Annotated in this window: 16 protein-coding genes; 9 read left to right on the top strand and 7 right to left on the bottom strand. The window is 68.8% G+C overall.

Annotated features, from left to right (window positions below; all coding sequences use genetic code 11):
- The first annotated feature begins 44 nt into the window (after positions 1-44).
- The 3 genes from HEP85_RS42260 to HEP85_RS42250 all read left to right on the top strand — a co-directional run bounded on the left by HEP85_RS42260 (position 45) and on the right by HEP85_RS42250 (position 5,065).
- Positions 45-2,957 (top strand): trehalase family glycosidase, encoded by a 2,913-nt coding sequence (locus tag HEP85_RS42260; RefSeq protein WP_248002388.1) that lies wholly within the window; start codon positions 45-47, stop codon positions 2,955-2,957.
- Positions 2,958-3,437: 480 nt separating this feature from the next.
- On the top strand, positions 3,438-4,370 hold the full coding sequence (locus HEP85_RS42255; RefSeq protein WP_168532717.1) for an NADP-dependent oxidoreductase: 933 nt from the start codon (positions 3,438-3,440) through the stop codon (positions 4,368-4,370).
- Positions 4,371-4,585: 215 nt separating this feature from the next.
- Positions 4,586-5,065: a MarR family winged helix-turn-helix transcriptional regulator gene (locus tag HEP85_RS42250; RefSeq protein WP_168532715.1), complete on the top strand. Its 480-nt coding sequence runs from the start codon at positions 4,586-4,588 to the stop codon at positions 5,063-5,065.
- 402 nt (positions 5,066-5,467) lie between these two features.
- Here HEP85_RS42250 and HEP85_RS42245 read toward each other — a convergent pair whose 3' ends face one another.
- On the bottom strand, positions 5,468-6,343 hold the full coding sequence (locus HEP85_RS42245) for a helix-turn-helix transcriptional regulator (protein WP_168532714.1): 876 nt from the start codon (positions 6,341-6,343) through the stop codon (positions 5,468-5,470).
- A 465-nt stretch (positions 6,344-6,808) separates the two neighbouring features.
- Here HEP85_RS42245 and HEP85_RS42240 point away from each other — a divergent pair, with 465 nt between their 5' ends.
- Entirely contained in the window at positions 6,809-7,648 is an 840-nt protein-coding gene (locus HEP85_RS42240) for an SDR family NAD(P)-dependent oxidoreductase (RefSeq protein WP_168532712.1), read from the top strand.
- A gap of 175 nt (positions 7,649-7,823) precedes the next feature.
- Positions 7,824-8,600: an SDR family oxidoreductase gene (locus HEP85_RS42235; RefSeq protein ID WP_168532710.1), complete on the top strand. Its 777-nt coding sequence runs from the start codon at positions 7,824-7,826 to the stop codon at positions 8,598-8,600.
- Positions 8,601-8,736: 136 nt separating this feature from the next.
- On the opposite strand, the gene HEP85_RS42230 is transcribed toward HEP85_RS42235, so the two are convergent.
- On the bottom strand, positions 8,737-9,930 hold the full coding sequence (locus HEP85_RS42230) for a hypothetical protein (RefSeq protein WP_248002387.1): 1,194 nt from the start codon (positions 9,928-9,930) through the stop codon (positions 8,737-8,739).
- Positions 9,931-10,208: 278 nt separating this feature from the next.
- Between HEP85_RS42230 and HEP85_RS42225 the strand changes: the two genes are divergently transcribed.
- The gene (locus tag HEP85_RS42225) at positions 10,209-10,655 is read left to right on the top strand and encodes a hypothetical protein (RefSeq protein WP_168532708.1); all 447 of its coding nucleotides are present in this window, start codon (positions 10,209-10,211) and stop codon (positions 10,653-10,655) included.
- Between the two features lie 259 nt (positions 10,656-10,914).
- Entirely contained in the window at positions 10,915-11,319 is a 405-nt protein-coding gene (locus HEP85_RS42220; RefSeq protein WP_369658082.1) for an SsgA family sporulation/cell division regulator, read from the top strand.
- An 87-nt stretch (positions 11,320-11,406) separates the two neighbouring features.
- Here the strand turns inward: HEP85_RS42220 and HEP85_RS42215 are convergent, their stop codons facing one another.
- From HEP85_RS42215 to HEP85_RS42205, 3 genes are all read right to left on the bottom strand, one after another.
- Positions 11,407-12,111 (bottom strand): TetR/AcrR family transcriptional regulator, encoded by a 705-nt coding sequence (locus tag HEP85_RS42215; RefSeq protein WP_168532706.1) that lies wholly within the window; start codon positions 12,109-12,111, stop codon positions 11,407-11,409.
- 142 nt (positions 12,112-12,253) lie between these two features.
- Positions 12,254-12,481, bottom strand: coding sequence for a hypothetical protein (locus tag HEP85_RS42210; RefSeq protein WP_369658081.1), 228 nt, complete (start codon positions 12,479-12,481; stop codon positions 12,254-12,256).
- A gap of 73 nt (positions 12,482-12,554) precedes the next feature.
- Positions 12,555-12,959: a hypothetical protein gene (locus HEP85_RS42205; RefSeq protein ID WP_168532702.1), complete on the bottom strand. Its 405-nt coding sequence runs from the start codon at positions 12,957-12,959 to the stop codon at positions 12,555-12,557.
- Positions 12,960-13,104: 145 nt separating this feature from the next.
- Here HEP85_RS42205 and HEP85_RS42200 point away from each other — a divergent pair, with 145 nt between their 5' ends.
- Positions 13,105-13,650 (top strand): hypothetical protein, encoded by a 546-nt coding sequence (locus HEP85_RS42200; RefSeq protein ID WP_168532700.1) that lies wholly within the window; start codon positions 13,105-13,107, stop codon positions 13,648-13,650.
- A gap of 261 nt (positions 13,651-13,911) precedes the next feature.
- On the opposite strand, the gene HEP85_RS42195 is transcribed toward HEP85_RS42200, so the two are convergent.
- Entirely contained in the window at positions 13,912-14,478 is a 567-nt protein-coding gene (locus HEP85_RS42195) for a YbhB/YbcL family Raf kinase inhibitor-like protein (RefSeq protein ID WP_168532698.1), read from the bottom strand.
- A gap of 242 nt (positions 14,479-14,720) precedes the next feature.
- Here HEP85_RS42195 and HEP85_RS42190 point away from each other — a divergent pair, with 242 nt between their 5' ends.
- Positions 14,721-15,176 (top strand): MarR family winged helix-turn-helix transcriptional regulator, encoded by a 456-nt coding sequence (locus HEP85_RS42190; protein ID WP_168532697.1) that lies wholly within the window; start codon positions 14,721-14,723, stop codon positions 15,174-15,176.
- Between the two features lie 305 nt (positions 15,177-15,481).
- Here the strand turns inward: HEP85_RS42190 and HEP85_RS42185 are convergent, their stop codons facing one another.
- A complete protein-coding gene (locus tag HEP85_RS42185; protein ID WP_369658080.1) occupies positions 15,482-17,176 on the bottom strand; it encodes a serine protease in 1,695 nt (564 codons plus the stop codon).
- Positions 17,177-17,342 lie beyond the last annotated feature (166 nt).

Here is a 17,342-nt window from a genome sequence, read left to right as displayed (position 1 = left end):
ATTCAAGCCTGCCCCGTTCCCGCACCCGATCCGGGAGGTCCCCCATGCGCCGCCTCCGTCCGCTGCCGAACAGACCGCCCGGCCCATGGCGTCTGCTCGACCTGGCCATGGTCATGGTCGTGGCCACCGTGCTGGCCACGGCTCCCGCGCCGTCCGCCGGCGCCTCCCCTCCCGCATCCGTGGCCGCGTCAGCGACGACAACAGCCCCGCCCCAGGCGGAAACTGACGCGCTGAACTTCTCACCGACCTCACGCACCCTCAAGCCGACCACCGTGCGCTCCACGTCCGGCAATGTCACGAACCCGCAGAACGTCCTCAGCGGGCAGCCGACGCGGATCTCCGGCTCACAGTCGGCCATCACCCTCGACTACGGCAAAGAGGTCGGCGGCCTGGCGACGTTGTCCTTCGGCAGCACCAGCGGCAGTGGCCAGCGAGTGGGCATGGCCTTCAGTGAATCGTCTCTGTACGCGGGCACCGACAGCGACCGGAGCAGTGGGCGCGACGGCGAGGACGGGGCTCTCTACGCCACGGCCTCCGCCGACGGAACGTACACGATGCCCACCGCGAGGCTACGGGGCGGCTTCCGCTACCTGACGGTCTTCCTCGACACCTCGGGATGGGTTGACCTCACGGGCGTCAGTCTCAACTTCACTGCGGCTCCGGGAAAAACCAACCCGGCCGACTACGCCAACTACTTCCTCTCCAGTGACGACCTGCTGAACCGCATCTGGTACGCCGGGGCGTACACGGTGCAGCTCAACACGATCGCCTCCAACCAGGGCCGCGTCTGGCCCCCGCCGGCCTCGGAGTGGGACAACAGCGCCACCGTCGGGGTGGGCGGCTCCGTCCTGGTCGACGGGGCCAAGCGCGACCGTACGGTGTGGCCCGGCGACCTGGGTATCGCCGTGCCCACGCAGTACGCGTACTCCAACGACCTGGCCTCGACTCGCGACGCGCTCACCACGATGTACAACGCGCAGTCGACGGACGGTGAAATCCCGTGGTCGGGCCCGCCGTTCAACCTCACCGGTTCCGACACCTACCACACCTGGACGCTACTGGGGACGGCCACGTACTACACCTACTCGGCCGACCGGGCGTGGCTCGACTCCGAATGGGCCGACTACAAGCGCGGGATGGCCTTCATCATCAACAAGATCGACGGCAACAACCTGCTCAACGTGACCCGCACCCAGGACTGGGCCCGGGTCGGCCAGGGCGGTGAGAACGTCTCGGCCAACGCGCTGCTGTACGCCGCGCTCAAGGCCGGTGCCGCCCTGGCCACGGTCGAGGGCGACAGCTCACTCGCCGCGAGCTGGACCGGCAGGGCGGCCGCGATCAAGACCGCGGCCAACTCCCTGCTGTGGGACTCCTCGAAGGGTATGTACAAGGACAACCCCACCAGCGGGTTGTACCCGCAGGACGGCAACTCGCTCGCCGTCTGGTACGGGCTCACCGATTCGACGGCCAAGTCGCGGAGCGTCATCACCGGGCTCGGGGCACGCTGGGGTGCCTACGGCCCCACCACCCCCGAGTGGGGCGGCAACGTGTCACCCTTCGCAGGCGGGATGGAGCTCAACGCCCGCTTCACCGCCAATGACGACTACGGTGCGTTGGCGCAGATCCGCCGCACCTGGGGCCACATGTTGAACAGTGACATCGGCACCAAGAGCACCTTCTGGGAGGGCATCAAGGCCGACGGGGGCCTCGCCTACGGCGGTTCATTCATGAGCCTGGCCCACGGCTGGTCCACCGCGCCCACCTCCACGCTCACCTTCGATGTACTGGGCACCGCACCGGAGTCGGCGACCGGCGCGTATCGCTTTGTGCCGCACGCAGGCGATCTGACCAGTGCCCAGGGCCGCATCACCATGCCGCAGGGCGCCGTCGACGCCTCCTGGTCCCGTGCCCCTGCCGCCGGCACGTATACGGCGCACCTCACCAGCCCGGCGGGGACCACCGGTCGTATCGGCGTCCCGAAGTTCGGCGGCGGCAACATAGCGGTGTCCGTGAACGGCAACGTCGTCTGGAGCAACGGAGCCTTCACTCCCACCGGTGGTATCACCGGCGCGAGCCAGGACGACGCCTACGTCTACCTCACCGGCGTCGCCCCGGGCAGCTACACCGTGACCGCCACAGGGCAGGGCAATCCGCCGGCACCCGCCGAGCCGGGTACCGGTGCCCTGCGCTCGGGCTTCACCCGGTGCGCGAGCGAGGGCGGCACCTGCGCCTTCAGTGGCACCCGGGCGGTGGCCTACGGAGCGGGGGCCTACACGTACAGGACAGCGACCGACCGCATCGCCTGCACCAACGCCTCCTTCGATGGCGACCCGGCGTCGAATCTCGTCAAGTCGTGCTACGTCGCCGACGCGGGCGGCCCTCCCGGATACACCCGTTGCTCCGCCGAGGACGGCACCTGTTCCGTTCCCGGCTACAACCGCGACGTGGCGTACGGCGCCAACGGCAACTTCGTCCACCAGGTCACCAACGGTTCCGTCGCCTGCACCAACGCCCACTTCGGCGATCCCATCGACGGCGTCGCCAAATCCTGCTATCTGCCGCCCGCGGGCGGGCCGTCCGGTGGCTGGACCAAGTGCGCGGACCAGAACGGCACTTGTCCGGCCGTCGCCGGCCAGCCGGTGATGTACGGCGCTTACGGCGCGTTCACCATGATCACGGCCACCAGCGATACCCCGTGCACCGACGCCACGTTCGGCGACCCGATCCCCGGCGAGTCGAAGGCCTGCTACACCTACACCGGCGGCCCACCCGGCTATGCCACCGCTTGCTCCGCCGAAGAAGGCACGTGTGGCTTCAGCGGACAGCAGACCGTCGCCTACGGCGCACGAGGCCGCTTCGTCTACAGGACTTTCACCGGTGGTACCCCTTGCACCACGGCGGCGGTCGGCACGGATCCGCTGCCCGGCGTGCGCAAGACCTGCTACCTCACGTCCTGAGGGGCAGGACAGTGCCAGAGCGACGGTCCGGTACCGGTCAGGAGCGTTCGCCCGACGGCCTTCAACGGACCTTCTGGGAGCGATCCACCTGCGACACCCCGCTGACCTGGTGCCGGATCAGGCAACGTTCGGCCCTCTTGTGAAGTGATGCGCCGCCCAGGCCCTGCCCTGGGCGGCGCATGGCCGTCCCGCCGGACATGATCAATGCGGCCGCCCGGCGAGGTCGTCCCCGTATACCGGTGGGACGACCAGGACAGGCCGGGCGGTCTCCCTCGCCTGCACAGCAGGGCCGCCAGGCATCCCGCGCCTCACCACCACCCCCGAGCCCACCGGCAGGCAACACGCCATGACACTGTTGACACATCAACAATGAGGCCTATTGTGGATCCGTCAACAAACATCTTGGCGTGACCGACCCCAAAATGAAGCGACTCCCGGTCCTGGCGTGCACTGACGTCGAACACCTCGAGGAGAACCCCCGTGAAGGCACTTGTCGCCCGCTCCTACGGGCCCGTTGAAAATCTGACCCTCGCGGACGTGCCGAAGCCCACTCCCGGACCGGGCCACGTCCTGGTCCGCACCGAGGCTTCGGCGTTGAACGCCATCGACCTTGCCCTGATCACTGGAGCGGTCAAGGATCATCTGCCGATCCAGCACCCCTTCGTACCGGGTGTCGACGTAACCGGCGTCGTCGAGGCTGTCGGCGAGGGCGTGTCCCGTTTCAGCGTCGGGGACCGCATCCTTGCCTGGAACGGCGTGCCCTCCGGCGGCCTCGCCGAGTACACCCTCGTCCAGGATGCCCCTTCCGCCGCTCTGCGCCCGGCCACACTGAGCCCGGCGGAGTCGGCCGGGCTCCCGACCGCCGCGCTCACGGCGGCCGCACTCATCGATGAAGCCACACCGCGGGCCGACGAGAAGGTGCTCGTGGTCGGCGCCTCCGGAGGCGTCGGCTCCTTCGTCGTACAGCTCGCCAAGCGGACCGGCGCCAAGGTCCTGGCCACCGCTCGAGCCGACGAGGAGGACCTTCTGCGTCGGCTCGGTGCCGACGCGACCGTCAACTACCAGACCTCTGACGTCACCGCCGAGGCCCTGCGCTGGGCCCCGGGCGGCGTCGACGTCGTGATCGACCTGACCCATGCGGGCCCCGCATTGGCCGGCGCCGCTGCCGCGGCACGCCCAGGTGGCCGTCTGGCCTCCCCCTTGATGGGCCCCTCCGCCTTCGACCGCGGCGTCACCGCCGTCTACACCGGCACCCGCACCCCTGCGGGCCGGCTCGAAGCCCTTGCGGCCCAAGCGGCCGAGGGGCACCTCCACGTCGAGATCGGTGCGCGCTACTCCTTCACGGATGCGCTGCGGGCACTGGCCGACTACGCCCACAAGCACCTGCACGGCAAGGTCGTCATCACCTTCTGACCTGTTCCAGCGACCTTCCGGCTGCCGAGCCAGGTGCGGCCCGTGTTCGGAAGAATCGCCACGGCGCGCGGGAACAACGGCCCGTCGGCAGCGACATCCCGATCAGGTCGCACGTCACGCACAGGGACCAGTCATCAGCGGAACGTTCCAGTCCGAGTGCCGTCTCCAGGCAGCACACATTTTGTTGGCATGTCAACTTTTGATATCGTCGCGGCATGGCACGAGAGCAGTGGCTGAACAAACAAGAGGCTCATGTTTGGCAGTCGTTCCTGGATCTGCGTCGTCGCATCGAGTCCGTGATCAACCAGCAACTCAGCGAGGACGCCGATCTGTCCTCGGTGGACTACGAGCTCCTCGTTCCCTTGTCCGAAGCCCCGGATGGAGTACTCCGATTCCGGGAACTGGGGCGCATGGTGGGCTGGGAACGCAGCCGCTTGTCCCATCAAGTGCGACGGATGGAGCAGCGGGGACTCGTTCAGCGTGAGGATTGCGCCACCGATGCCCGTGGTTTGATGATCCGCCTCACGCCGACAGGCCGTGCGGCCATCACTGCCGCCGCGCCGGAACACGTCAAGGTCGTACGACGGTACTTCTTCGAGTCCCTCACCAAAGAAGAGCTGGCCACTCTGGCGGACGTCTACGACCGCCTGCTCGCCAAGATCAATTCAGACGTGCCCGGTAGCGATACACCCTGACTCCTTCGTCCCCGGGACAGCCATCCGGTTGAGGGGACCAGGACGGAGTACCTCTGGACCACGGCCAGGACGTCGACCGCGGTCAGCGGCGGGACGGCGCCGGCCGGAGCGCGTGACCGCGCCCATGACGGTCGGCGCGGTCGTATGCCGGATACCGCTTCACCCGGGTAGCCAGGCCGCGGTGTCCCCGGGTGTCTCACACTCACCTTCGCTCTGGGTGGCGATGGCCCGGGGCGGCAGTATCGAGGACGCGAGTCGCCGCGATGGACCGGATCCCCCGGACCGACCCAACACCCTTGACGCACGTCGCCATTTGACCGTGACCATCGAACGTGACACCGCCTGCTCCGCAGCAGTCCGCGATGCAGCGACCGGCGCAAGTGCCCCCTTCGGGTCCCGTCCTCACTCCGGGTCGACAAGTGGGGCACGCTGAAGAGTCGGCAGCGCGCTCAGGGAGCCGAGCAACGCCAGAGCGTCGGCGGAGGGACTGCCCGGTTCGGCCTGATAGACGACCAGTTGCTGGTGAGGGGCGCTGTTGACGGTGAAGGCTTCGTAGTGCAGCTCCAGGTCGCCGACCTCGGCGTGGTGGAAGTGCTTGGCCTCACGGGTCTTGCCCCGTACGTCGTGGCGGGCCCACAGCGCACGGAACTCGGCGCTCTTCATGGACAGTTCGCCGACGATTTCGATCAGCCGCGGGTCGTCGGAATCGGCCCCGGCCGCCCGTCGTAGGGCGGCCACGCATGAGGCGGCGGCACGGTCCCAGTCACGGTAGAAGTGGTGCGCGGCCGGATCGAGCAGGGTCATCCGCAGCAGGTTGTCGCACGACGTGAAGCCAGTGAACAGCGCGGCCGCCAAGTGATTGTGGGCCAGGATGTCCAAGGCGTTGCCCAGGACGAAGGCGGGTGTGTCGCGCCAGGTCTCCAGGAGCCTCCGCAGATGTGGGCCGACGCGTTCGACGCGGTGCGCTCGACGTGTGCGGCGTGTCGTGGGGGTGGCCACTCGATACAGGTGTTCCACAGCGTCGTCGTCCAGGCGCAGGGCCTTGGCTACGGCTTCCAGGACCTGCCGTGAAGGATGCCGTTCGCGGCCCTGTTCCAGGCGCATGTAGTAGTCGGTACTCACACCGGCCAGGGTGGCGACTTCCTCGCGGCGCAGACCGGGCACCCTGCGGCGGCCGGAGGCGGGAAGTCCGACGTCCTCGGGGCGCAGCTGAGCACGTCGTGCGCGGAGGAAACCCCCCAGCGCGTTCTCGGCGGCGGGATGCTTGTCCGTGTTCATGCCGTCGAGGTTAGAACGCTCGAAAGCCCTGCGTCGGGCCGGAAGGGGGGTGCGCTGCTCCCAGGATTTCCGGCCCCCCGCGCAGTCGACCGCCACGGTGGTCTGATCACCTCCCATGGCGCGCACCGCGAAGCGGAGCGGGCGGCTGTGCCATCCGTTGTCCAACGGTCCTGCTGGCCTACTGGCCTACTGGCCTGCGAAGACTAGACTCGAGGTTGCCGCTCGGCACGCGCGTCACCACAGCTGCCGGCCGAGTTCTGAGTACGGGCAGGGTCGTGCAAATGCGGGCGCGTCCACCGTCGGCCCAGCCCATGACAGCCCCATGCCGAACGGGGCTCTCCGTATCCTGGGTGTATTTCTCCCAGGAAACTCCCGGCCTTCCTGTCTCTCTCGCTGCCTCGCAGTATCGAATGCATCGGAGGAAAGCTCCGGTGGACATGTGAACGAGAGAAGAGAGATCTCATCATGACTACGTGGTTCGTCACCGGCGCGTCCCGGGGCATCGGCGCGGAGATCGCCCGTGCCGCACTCGCGGACGGCAACAACGTCGTGGTCGGCGTACGGAACCCGGAGCGGGTGCCCGCCGATCTGAGGAATTCCGACAAGGTACTCGCGGTCGCGCTGGACGTGACCGACCACGACAGCATCCCGCAGGCCGTCGACGCGGCCGTGGACCGGTTCGGCGGAATCGACGTCCTGGTCAACAACGCCGGCCGCGGCCTGCTGGGCGCCCTGGAGGAGATCACCGACGCCGAAGCGCGCTCCCTGTTCGACCTCAACGTCTTCGGCCTGATCAATGTCACCCGCGCCGTCCTGCCCGTCATGCGCAAGCAGGGCGCCGGCAAGCTCGTCCACATCGGCTCCCGTTCCGGCTTCGAGGGCGAACCCGGCGTCAGCCTCTACTCCGCCTCGAAGTTCGCCGTCGCCGGCATCAGCGAGGCCCTCTCCGCCGAGATGGCACCCTTCGGCATCCAGTCGATGGTCGTCGAACCCGGCGTCTTCCGCACCGACTTCCTCGACGCCAGCTCCCTCTCCGTCGCCGCGAACCGCATCGCCGACTACGACAACACCCCCGCCCACGTCACGCTGGACTGGATCGACCAGGCCAACCACGCCCAGCTCGGCGACCCCGTCAAGGGCGCCGCCCTCATCGTCGAGGCCGCCTCCGGCGAAAACCTCCCCACCCACCTCTACCTCGGCCGCGACACCCTCGAACGCCTCGACGCCAAGTACGAGCAGGTCCAGAAGGACCTCGCCCCCTGGCGCGAGAAGTCCGCAGCCACCGCACACGACGACAACACCTGAGCCCCACCCCCACCCAACACCAGGGCCTGAGTGCTGTGCCCTGTGCGCGAGCCTCACCACCGTCACCACCGCACGTCTGGACCGCACCCCCTCACGGCCCAGCTTAAGCCACCCCCGGCCCGCCACGGATTCCCCCCACGAATCCCTGTTCCCCCCGCATACGAAGGAACCTGTCATGCCTGCTCTCCTGTCCGGCTCCCCCCTCACGGGCCGTGTCGCCGTCGTCTCCGGTGCCTCCAGCGGCATGGGCGCCGCCACCGCCGAACGCCTCGCCGAACTCGGCGCCACCGCCGTCGTACTCGCCCGCCGCAAGGACAAGCTGCAGGACGTCGTCCACCGCATCGAGGCCGCCGGCGGCACCGCACTGGCACTCCCCGTCGACGTCACCGACCGCGCCGCCGTCCAGACCGTCGCCCACCAGGTCGCCGACCGCTTCGGACACGCCGACCTGGTGTTCAACAACGCCGGCGTCCAGCTCATCTCAGGCATCGAGGAACTCAAGGTCGACGACTGGCAGCGACAGATCGACCTCAACATCACCGGCCTCATGAACGTCATCGCCGGCTTCCTCCCCCACCTGACCGACTCCGCCCAGCAGGGCAAGCCCGCCGACCTCATCAACACGTCCTCCATCGCGGCCACCCGCATCCTGGAGAAGTTCTCGGTCTACTCCGGGACCAAGGCCTACATCAGCCACCTCACCCGGCTCCTGCGCGTCGAACTCGGCCCCAAGATGGTCCGCGTCGCCACCATCGAACCCGGCATGGTCGACACCGAACTCCCCGACCACGTCACCGACCCCGATGCCTCCCGGCTGATGGCCGACCTCATCCACGACATCGACTGCCTCCAGTCCACCGACATCGCCGAGACCGTCGCCTTCATGGCAGCCCTCCCCCGCCACGTCAACCTCACCGAAATCACCATCATGCCCACCGCGCAAGCCATCTGAGCCACAGAACCCGGTGGGGCTGCCGTCCACCACGGCAGCCCCACCGGGATGCGCGTTCCTGACCGGACAACCTCACCCAGGACCAACGAACCGCGCTCACCGGATCCGGAGTTGAGTGGCCAGCGGGAGGTGCACTTCAGGCACCTGCTGCGCTGACGGACCTGATCTCTTCCAGCAGTGCCGGGTAGTCCTCGCCGTAGGTGGCAACGGCGGCATACACCGCGTCCAGGGCGGCACGGAGCGGATCGGCTTCGGCGGCGCCGGTCACGGCGGGCAGGGCCAGGTGCGGCTGCGACATCCGCAAGGACGGATCCGGCGCGCCGACGGTGACCGCCATGACGTGCGGCGCCGCCCCGGTCCGGGGTACCGGGGGTCCGGGCGCGTACTGCCGGTTCACGGCGGCGGCGGGCCCCATCGGTCGGGGCGCCTGCTCGGGCTTCGGCATCGGCTCGCACCCGGTGCCGAGCGCGGGCGGCCGGGAGGAGGGCCGCTGGGGCGGGACGGGTAAGCCGACGGTCCGCTGGGGGACGCGCGGGTCGCGGGCCAGGGTCTGCCACATGAGGGACGGCTCGTCGAAGGGCGGTGGCAGCGGGCGGCCTTCGGCCAGAGCGGTAAGCGCCGCGGCGATCCAGTCGAGGCATGCCACACCGGCCGCCTCGCAAGCGCGGCGAGCCGCCAGCAGGGCCACGGCGCGCTGGACATCGGGGCCGGCGGCATCAAGGGCATGGACGAGTACGGGGTCGAAGCTCCGCAGGCCGCGGACATTGCCGCCCACCGCGCGCAGGGCCTGGCTGGGCAGCCGGCCACCCCACTGCCAGCAGTCCAGGGCGAGCCGCTGCTCCCTCTCGTCCTGTTCCTGTCGCAGGCGGGCTTGGCGTTCGGCTTCGGCTCGCTCGTCGGGAGTGGGTGGCGGCGGCCGCTCGCGGGCGTAGCCGTGCCAGTAGGCGGCGATCGCCGCCGTCTGCTTCAGGACGCGGTCCGCAGCGGGCTCGGCAGGCCACAACTGTAGGAGGTAGCTGTCCAGTTGGGGCTCGTCGTCCATGCGGGTGTCTTCCCGACGGGCCTGGTCCATGCCCTTCGCGCAGTAGCGCACCCGGTAGTCGGTCTCCTCCAGGCCCAGGCCCCAACAGGCCTCGCCCGCCCACTGCATGAGCGTGCTGTGCGGCGAGGCCGGACGGAAGGACACCTCCACGACGTCCTCCCACACCGCGTCCAGAGACGGGGCCTGGTCGTGGACTTCGACGGTGAAGCCGACGTTGCCGGGCGCGCGGGAGTTGGACCGCAGTGGTCGCCGCAGGCAGCAACCGCGATGGCCGCTGCGGCAGGTCACCCACTGCCGAGGCACCCCGCGCGCCCTGCTTGACCGCTACCAGGCTCGACTGTTGCGGCGCCGCTCATGCCGGTCCATCCCTTCCGACCTGCTGTGATGAGCCTCACCGATAACATGAGGCATCCCTCGAGTACGCTGGCAGGGCCGAACATGAGGGTCCCCTCCGAATGGCCCTCATAGCCCGGTACCCGTTGATTCGGAATCTCCGGATCACAGATCACGGACATGGCAGCGACCGCCTGACCGGCGGAATCGAGGCCCATTACAAGGAGACGACTATGCGCAGGTGGATCAGGCGCGTCTCGCTCGCTCTCGCTTCCACGGCGATGGCGAGCGGCGCACTTGTCGGAGCCGGCGGCTCGGCATCAGCGGCGGCTTCGGAGCCCCTCGAGCGCACCCAGTCATCGATCTCCACCTTCGGGACCGACGGTGGACGTAACGGCTACCGCGACCACCGCGACGACGGGTACGGAATCGGTCACCACGGGGAACGGGATGACTGGCGGGACGAGCACCGTGGCTCGTACGCCGACGGCGAGCTCCGAGGCCACCACCGTGGCCGGCATCACCACCACGAGCGGGAAGAGCGTCGGGACGGTCACCACCGGTACGTGCGGTACGGGGACCGGTGGGTCGAGGTTACGTCGCGGCCCGGTGCCGGTGCCGGTGTCGGTGTCGGTATCGACCGCTGGTACCTGGACCAGCTCCTGTTGGTCCAGCGCTGACGCGGCTGCGGGGCCTCGCGGGCGGCTAGACGAGTCACGAGGACGTGGCCCGGCGGTTGCGTCCCGGCCCCGCCCGATGACCGTGCGCCGGGCCGACATCGGACCCGGCCAAGGAGATCGCTTCCCGGCCGAACGACGCACACGCGGAAAGCGCGTGCGCTGATTTCGACTTCCAGTACTTCCGGCCGTGCCGGGCGACCGGAAGTAGCCGGACGAGCGGGATTATGGGAGTTGAGGAACAGTGAGATCGATCAGAACCGTGGTGTACGAGCTGCCCGTAGAGTTTGTCGTGTCCCACGACCTGTCAGTACCGATGGGGGTAGCACTGCGGTACGAGGCGGACGATCCCTATGCCGTTCGCGCCGCCTTCCACCCACTTGCTGAGGGCAGGACGGTCGAGTGGCTCCTCAGCCGTGACATGCTGACCGAGTCCCTGAGCGAGAACACTGGACACGGAGACGTGCGGATGTGGCCGGCCGGTGGCTCGGAACGGGGCGCGCTGTACATCGCCCTCCGTTCACCTGCGGGATCGGCCCTGCTGAAACTCCCCGCACAGGGCGTGGAATCCTTCCTACGCGATACGCGGTCCGTGGTACCACAGGGGGCCGAGTCCAGCCGCTTCGACGTGGACGCCGAGCTGGCAGAGTTGCTGGCGGGAAGCTGAACGCCCCCTCGGGCGTGGGGCTCCGGTCGCCGACCGCGACACCGGCCTGTATGCCCTATCGCCCGGCGGCCTCGCCCGCCGGGACGGTCATGCCTCCTCGAGGCACTCGCGGCATTCCTCTTCAGGGCACTCGAGAGTGGTGAGGGTCTGGTCGACCTGCCGACGGGTCAGCGGGGGCTCGGGCAGCTCGTGGGCGCCCTCGGTACGGAAGGCGTCGAGCATCAGGTGAAGGTGGCGGCGCCAGGCGGTGGGGGCCACGGCACGGGTGGCCCGGATGATCCCGGCCTGGGACCAGATCACGAAGATGATGTCTTCCGGGGTGACATCGTCGCGCAGCTCGCCCTGCTCCTGGGCGTTGCGGAAGATTTGACCAGCCAGTTCTTGCGCACGCTCGAACATTCCCCTGCCGAGCGCGTGGACGGGCAGCCGGGCCGAGGCGAGGTCATTGAAAGCGCGGTCACAGGCCTGCAGCTCACAGAGCTTCTCCAGGTAGTGACAGAACCCCTCCCAGGCGTCATCCATGGCCGCGGCCTCTTCGGCGGCGCCGAACAGGTCCGTGAACTTCGCGGTGAACAGCTCTTCGACCAGGTCGAGTCGGGTGGGGAAGTGCCGGTAGACCGTCCCGATCGCGACGCCGGCATCGCGGGCGACGCCTTCCAGGGAAGCATCCACGCCCTGCTCGGCAAAGGCCTTGCGGGCGGCGGCCACGATCGCATCCCTGTTGCGCTGCGCGTCACGGCGCAGCGGTTTGGCCGACGCCCGGGTCGCGGACAGGACATGTGGGTGGCTCATGAACCCATCCTAACCTGAGGGGTCCCTCGGATTCGCGGATGTGACCTTTCTCATGACACGGACCGCAATATGCGCGAGTCACCGGAGAGACCCGTGCCGTCCTTCACATCCGCTCGCCAGGCCGAACCCTACGGGCATCGCCTCAACGCTGCCCCAGACGCTGGTTCTCCGCACTCGACCTCTTCTTCCTCGATCTGAGGCGGGTGAAGATCCAGAGCACCGCGCAGGAGGTCAGCAGGCCCCCGACCAGGTGGATCAGAGCGTCCGCCAGCTTCCCGGCGGAGAACCCGAAGCTCAAGGAGAACACGGCGAACACGAACTTCAGGACCGCGTTGCCCAGGAGCATGAAGGCAACGGGCGCCAGCGACACCTCGCGCCAGCCCTTGCGCGGCTTGTGCCCAACTCCTTTTCCTTGTCCGTCGGCCGCACCGCAGGACACACCCCTATCGCTCATCCGCAAGGAAGCAGTTCTCGGAGCGGGCAGCGGTGGCGGTGAGATCACGCGCGGCCACATCGACCTCCTCCTCAGTCGGGTGCTGCCGCAAAATCGCGGCTTCCGCACGAGTCCCGGCATCGAAGCAGGTCGGATTCCGCACCACGATCACACTGAGGATCTTCACCTGCGTGGCATCCAAGTCCGACTGCACGTCGACGTCGTCGTCATCGAAGGACACCAGTTGCTGATGCTTCCGGTACTGGCCGGCCCGCGTCGTGAACTCGTGGTTCGCCTGTTCGCACGTCGCGGACCGCTCGGGCCCGCCGCCGTGTCGCGTCGCCCCGACGACATACCCGCCCAGGGCGAGGGTGACTGCTCCCGCGCAGGCCGGCGCGATCATCGAACGCTTCATGGCCGTGGATCGTATACGCCCAGGTGAGGCCACTCACCACCGCCTGATGTGCCAGCCCCGCGCCTCGACGCGGCTGTCCCGCACAACAGGCCCAACGAGTGTTGTCCCGCTGAGCGTTGTCAGTGCTCGTTCATAGGATCACGGCATGTCCGATGCCTTTACCGTCCTGTGGACCCATGACACCTGCCGTGCCCTGCGCAAGGGAGGCCGCGTGGGTGAGCGTCCGCCAGTCGCCTTCGGCGGCATCCATTCCTCGCTGCCCTCCTGGTCGGGTGCCCGTGTGGGGGACGAGGTGTACGCGCTGCACGTCAACCGATGCATCGTGTTCGTGGTGAGCCGGATGCGGGTGATCGACATGGAGCGGCGCGACTGCTGCGGCAACGCCCCCGAGACGAGGCAGGACCCGGCGTTTCCCGGGCACGGCGACTGGTCGATGCTGGGCGCCGGCGGCTGCGGCGCCGCGGCGGTCCACGTGGACGCGACGCCCGTACGCTTCGACACCCCGCTCCCCGGCGATCTTCTGGCGGGGCTTGCCTGGCGTAACCGCCGCGGCCTGACCCGCGGTCTGAAACACGTGGTGGACGGCCGTCTCGAACGCTCGGCCAGTCTCCAGGGGTTCTACCGTCTGACTCCCGAGTCCGCCGACGAGTTGGCGAAGGTCGTCGGCGACGCCCCGCGAACGCCGGCGTGACACGGAGACCCAGCGACTCACATGCGTGGAAGACGTTCGGTCGGCGGCAGGGCGGTCGGCGGCGGGATCGGGTCGCGGTCGCTGGCCGGTCGTCACCTCACCAGCGAGCGAACGTGAGGGGGCTCCCCAGCTACTGTGCTCGACCGCGAGGACGACGCGACTCCCGCCGGCAGGTCACCTCAAGTGGCACACCTGTCCGGAGACCTCACTCTGTCCCCGCGCACAGAGCCCGACACCGCCAACTGCGGCGCCGTGGCGGTGTCATCGGATTTCGTATGTTCCGTCCAGCCGGGCGCGGCCGGTGGCATGGCCTGCGATGGCGGCGGTCACGCCGTCGAGGGTGAAGCCGGCGGGCAGCCTGGGGGCCTTGTCGAGGGCGAAGAGCTGGAAGACGTAGGAATGGGGTCCGTGTGATCGGATCGGCATCGGTCCGGCCCAGCCACGACGGCCGAGCGCGCCCTTCCCGTGCCGGATCCCGGGAATCGGGCTGGGGTTGACGAGGGCGTTCTCCGGGATGCCGTTCAGCGCGGGGTCGATGCCCAGCGTGAGCGCATGGATGGCCGGTTTGCCGACAGGGACGTCGGGGTCCTGCACGATGAGCACGAGCTCAACGGTGCCGGCCGGCGGGGGCGTCCAGTCGAGGGCCGGTGAGATGTTCGCGCTGAACAGTCTGCCGCGGTGCTTTTCCGGTATGGGTGCGCCGTGGTCGAAGGCGGGACTGGTCAGGGTGAAGTTCTCTGGGGCCTGCAGGTCGGGGCGGGCCCAGACGAGGGTGTGGTGGCCGGCGCGCCGGTTGCGCAACGCGACGCCGAGGGGGTTTGCGGGCATGGCTTCGACGCTTCCTCACTCTGAAACCGGCTACCGGTGAGCCTGGGCCACGGTCGTCGGCGGGCGGCGCGGTCGGCCCCCGAGGAGCGGGGCCGCACCGTCCGCGGTGACCTGCCTGACTGGCTGCGCATCGCCTCTCCGGCTCTCCACGCGCCTCGTGACACGGGCACTGTGAAGTGGGCGCGGAAGTCGCGCTCACTGGTTAGGCACAAGAAAGATCTCTTTAGGTATACTAATGAGCTATGGAGAAGCATGCAACCGAAGGGCGGTCCGCCGGGGTCGAGGAGGCCGACCTGGGCGGGCAGGTGCGCTCCGCCGTCGGCCGTCTCTACCGCCGCTTCCGCAGCGAGCGTCCCGAAGGCGGCCTCGGAGATGTGGCACTCGAGGTGCTCACCCGTCTCCACAAGCACGGACCGCAGACCCTCACCGAACTCAGCGCGCACGACCGGGTCTCCCCCGCCTCCATGAGCCAGACCGTGAACCGCCTCACCTCAGCCGGCTACGCCGTACGCACCAGCGACCCGGGCGACCGCCGCAAAGTGCTCTTCCGCGCCACCGCGGAAGGCGACGAACTCGCCGGCGCCACCCGGGCACAGCGCAACGCCTGGCTCGACGAACAGCTACGCGCGCTCAGCGCCGATGACCGCGCGGTCATCGCCCGCGCCGCGGCACTGCTCAGCGATATCGCCGGCTCCTGAAGATGTCGGCGACGACATGCGGACAGCCCCGGCCGGGACGGATCCCTGCCGGGGCTGTCGACGTGCGTGGTCGTGAAGGGCGGTCGCCTACGCGGCGAAAGGCTCCATGAGGCTTCAGCCGAACGATCGTCCTCATGGGCTGGGGGTGAGGCCCGGGGACACTGTCCCCTTCACCACCACGCTTGGTCCAACCACACCGCACTCGCGGATGTTCCCGGCGCCGTCCGGGAGTTCAGGATCGATGTGCTGCCCCCCGGCGCGGTCCCGTGCCGAGGACATCGGGGGTGGAGCGCGGTCCCTGGGGCTCAGCCGGCGTGAACCAGGGTCTCCTCGCTGCCGAGTCGGGCGGCGCCCGTGTCCATGTACAGGGTGGTCTCGCCGTCGGACCAGCGGATGACGAGGTCGTCGGTCCGGTGGTTCCCCGTGAAGTCGCCGGTCGTCATGACCGTGTCGTGCGTCCAGAGTCCGTTGGGGTTCAGGATGCGCTGTTCGGTACCGAGGCCCGACGCGGTCGTGCCGACGTAGTTGTCGAGTTCGCCGTCGGTCCAGCGCACCATGAGGTCCCACTTCTGGTTGCCGGAGAACTCACCGCTGGTGAGAAGGGTGGCGTTCTTCCACGTGTCGTTCCTGTCCTTGAGCCTGTGCTCCTGGCCGAAGGTGCCCGCGCTGACATTGGTGTAGAGAGTCACTTCGCCGTCGGCCCAGCGGACGATCAGATCGGTGACGTACTGGGAGGCGTTGAAGCGGCCCGCCGCGATCTGCGTCGCGTTCTTCCACAGGTCGTTGGGCTTGATCATCTGGGTGCCGGCCCGGTCGAGGCCCTTGGTGCCGACGTCTCCGTAGAGCGTGACCTCACCGTCCACCCAGCGGACCATCAGGTCGAAACGGTTCGACCCGGTGAAGTCGCCCGCGGTGATGGTCCTGGCGTTCTGCCAGGTGGGGTTCTTGGGCAGTAGCTGCCGCTCGCCTGTGAAGTGGCCGCGTCCGTCGCTGTTGTAGAGCGTGACCTCGCCGTCGGTCCACGCCACGACCATGTCACTGTGGCCCTTGCCGTCGAAGTCGCCGGAGGCCATCGGGCCGGCGTGTTTCCAGATCGCGCCGGAGCCCATGGTGTAGGGCAGCGACGGCTGTTCGTAGGGGCCATAGTCGGGGTTGCGCCCCTGTTGGGCATCGGCGTAGAGGCGGAGGAAACGCTCACCGTGCAGCGGGCTGTAGGTGATCTCGTTGTATCGCGGATCCGACCCGCTCACATCGGGGCCGCCCTGAAGGAACCCGCCCACGTTGCCGATGATCGTGCCGGTGTCCCCGGAAGGGTCCAGCTCGGAGAAGAAGGGGCCGCCGGAGACTCCGCCCCACATCCCGGCGCAGTAGATCTGCATCTGGTAGTAGCCCGACAGCGCGGTCGTGTAGATGTCGGGGCAGCGGACCGCCTGGTCCGTCGGGTTGTGGGCGATCTTGGGGTAGCCGATGACGGTCACCTTGTTGGCGTAACCGGGTGTGCGGGCCAGGGTGTTGGCGCCCACGACGTCCTGGACGTTCTTACGGCCGTTCGGCTTGAGGCTCGCGAAGGCGTAGTCCAGGTCGGAGGTCTTGGCCTTGTCCCAGGTGGCCCTCTTGTCGCGGAACCACTTGTCGACCGCCCAGACCCCATAGGGCTGCGCGGCCGCAGTCCTGGTGTGGTCGTACCTGGGTACGAACATGGAATGCGAGCCGGCGCAGTGCCCCGCGGTGAGGATCAGGTTGTGTCCCCCGCTGCGTACCACGCTGGCCGTGCAGCGGTGTCCCTTCAGCCCCTTGTCCTCGCTGAAGATCGTGCCGACGGACTTGATGCCCTTGAAGTGCTGGGCGGTGACGCCGTCGGCGGAGGGTCGCCGGGCCGCCGCGGTCGATCCCTCCGGCGGGGCGGTACGGCCCGAGGGGTCGGTGGCCGAGTCCATGCGCTCGGGGGTCCAGAAGCGGATGGCGGCCTCGGCCGTCCAGTCGCCATCGGCGGCCGGCACCGCCGCGTCCGAAGCCGAGGGTTCGGCGGACGGGCCGGTCGGGTCCGCGGGAGTCGGACCGGTCGGATCCGTGGGAGTCGGGCCCGTCGGGTCGGCGGAGGTCAGGCCCGTCGGGTCCGCGGAAGTCGGGCCGGACGGGCCCGTGGAAGTCCGGCCGGTCGGCGGC

This window comes from Streptomyces sp. RPA4-2 (assembly GCF_012273515.2).
Lineage (GTDB): Bacteria > Actinomycetota > Actinomycetes > Streptomycetales > Streptomycetaceae > Streptomyces > Streptomyces kaempferi.
Note: the sequence above shows the minus strand (reverse complement) of the source record. Positions and strands in the feature narration are given on the sequence as shown.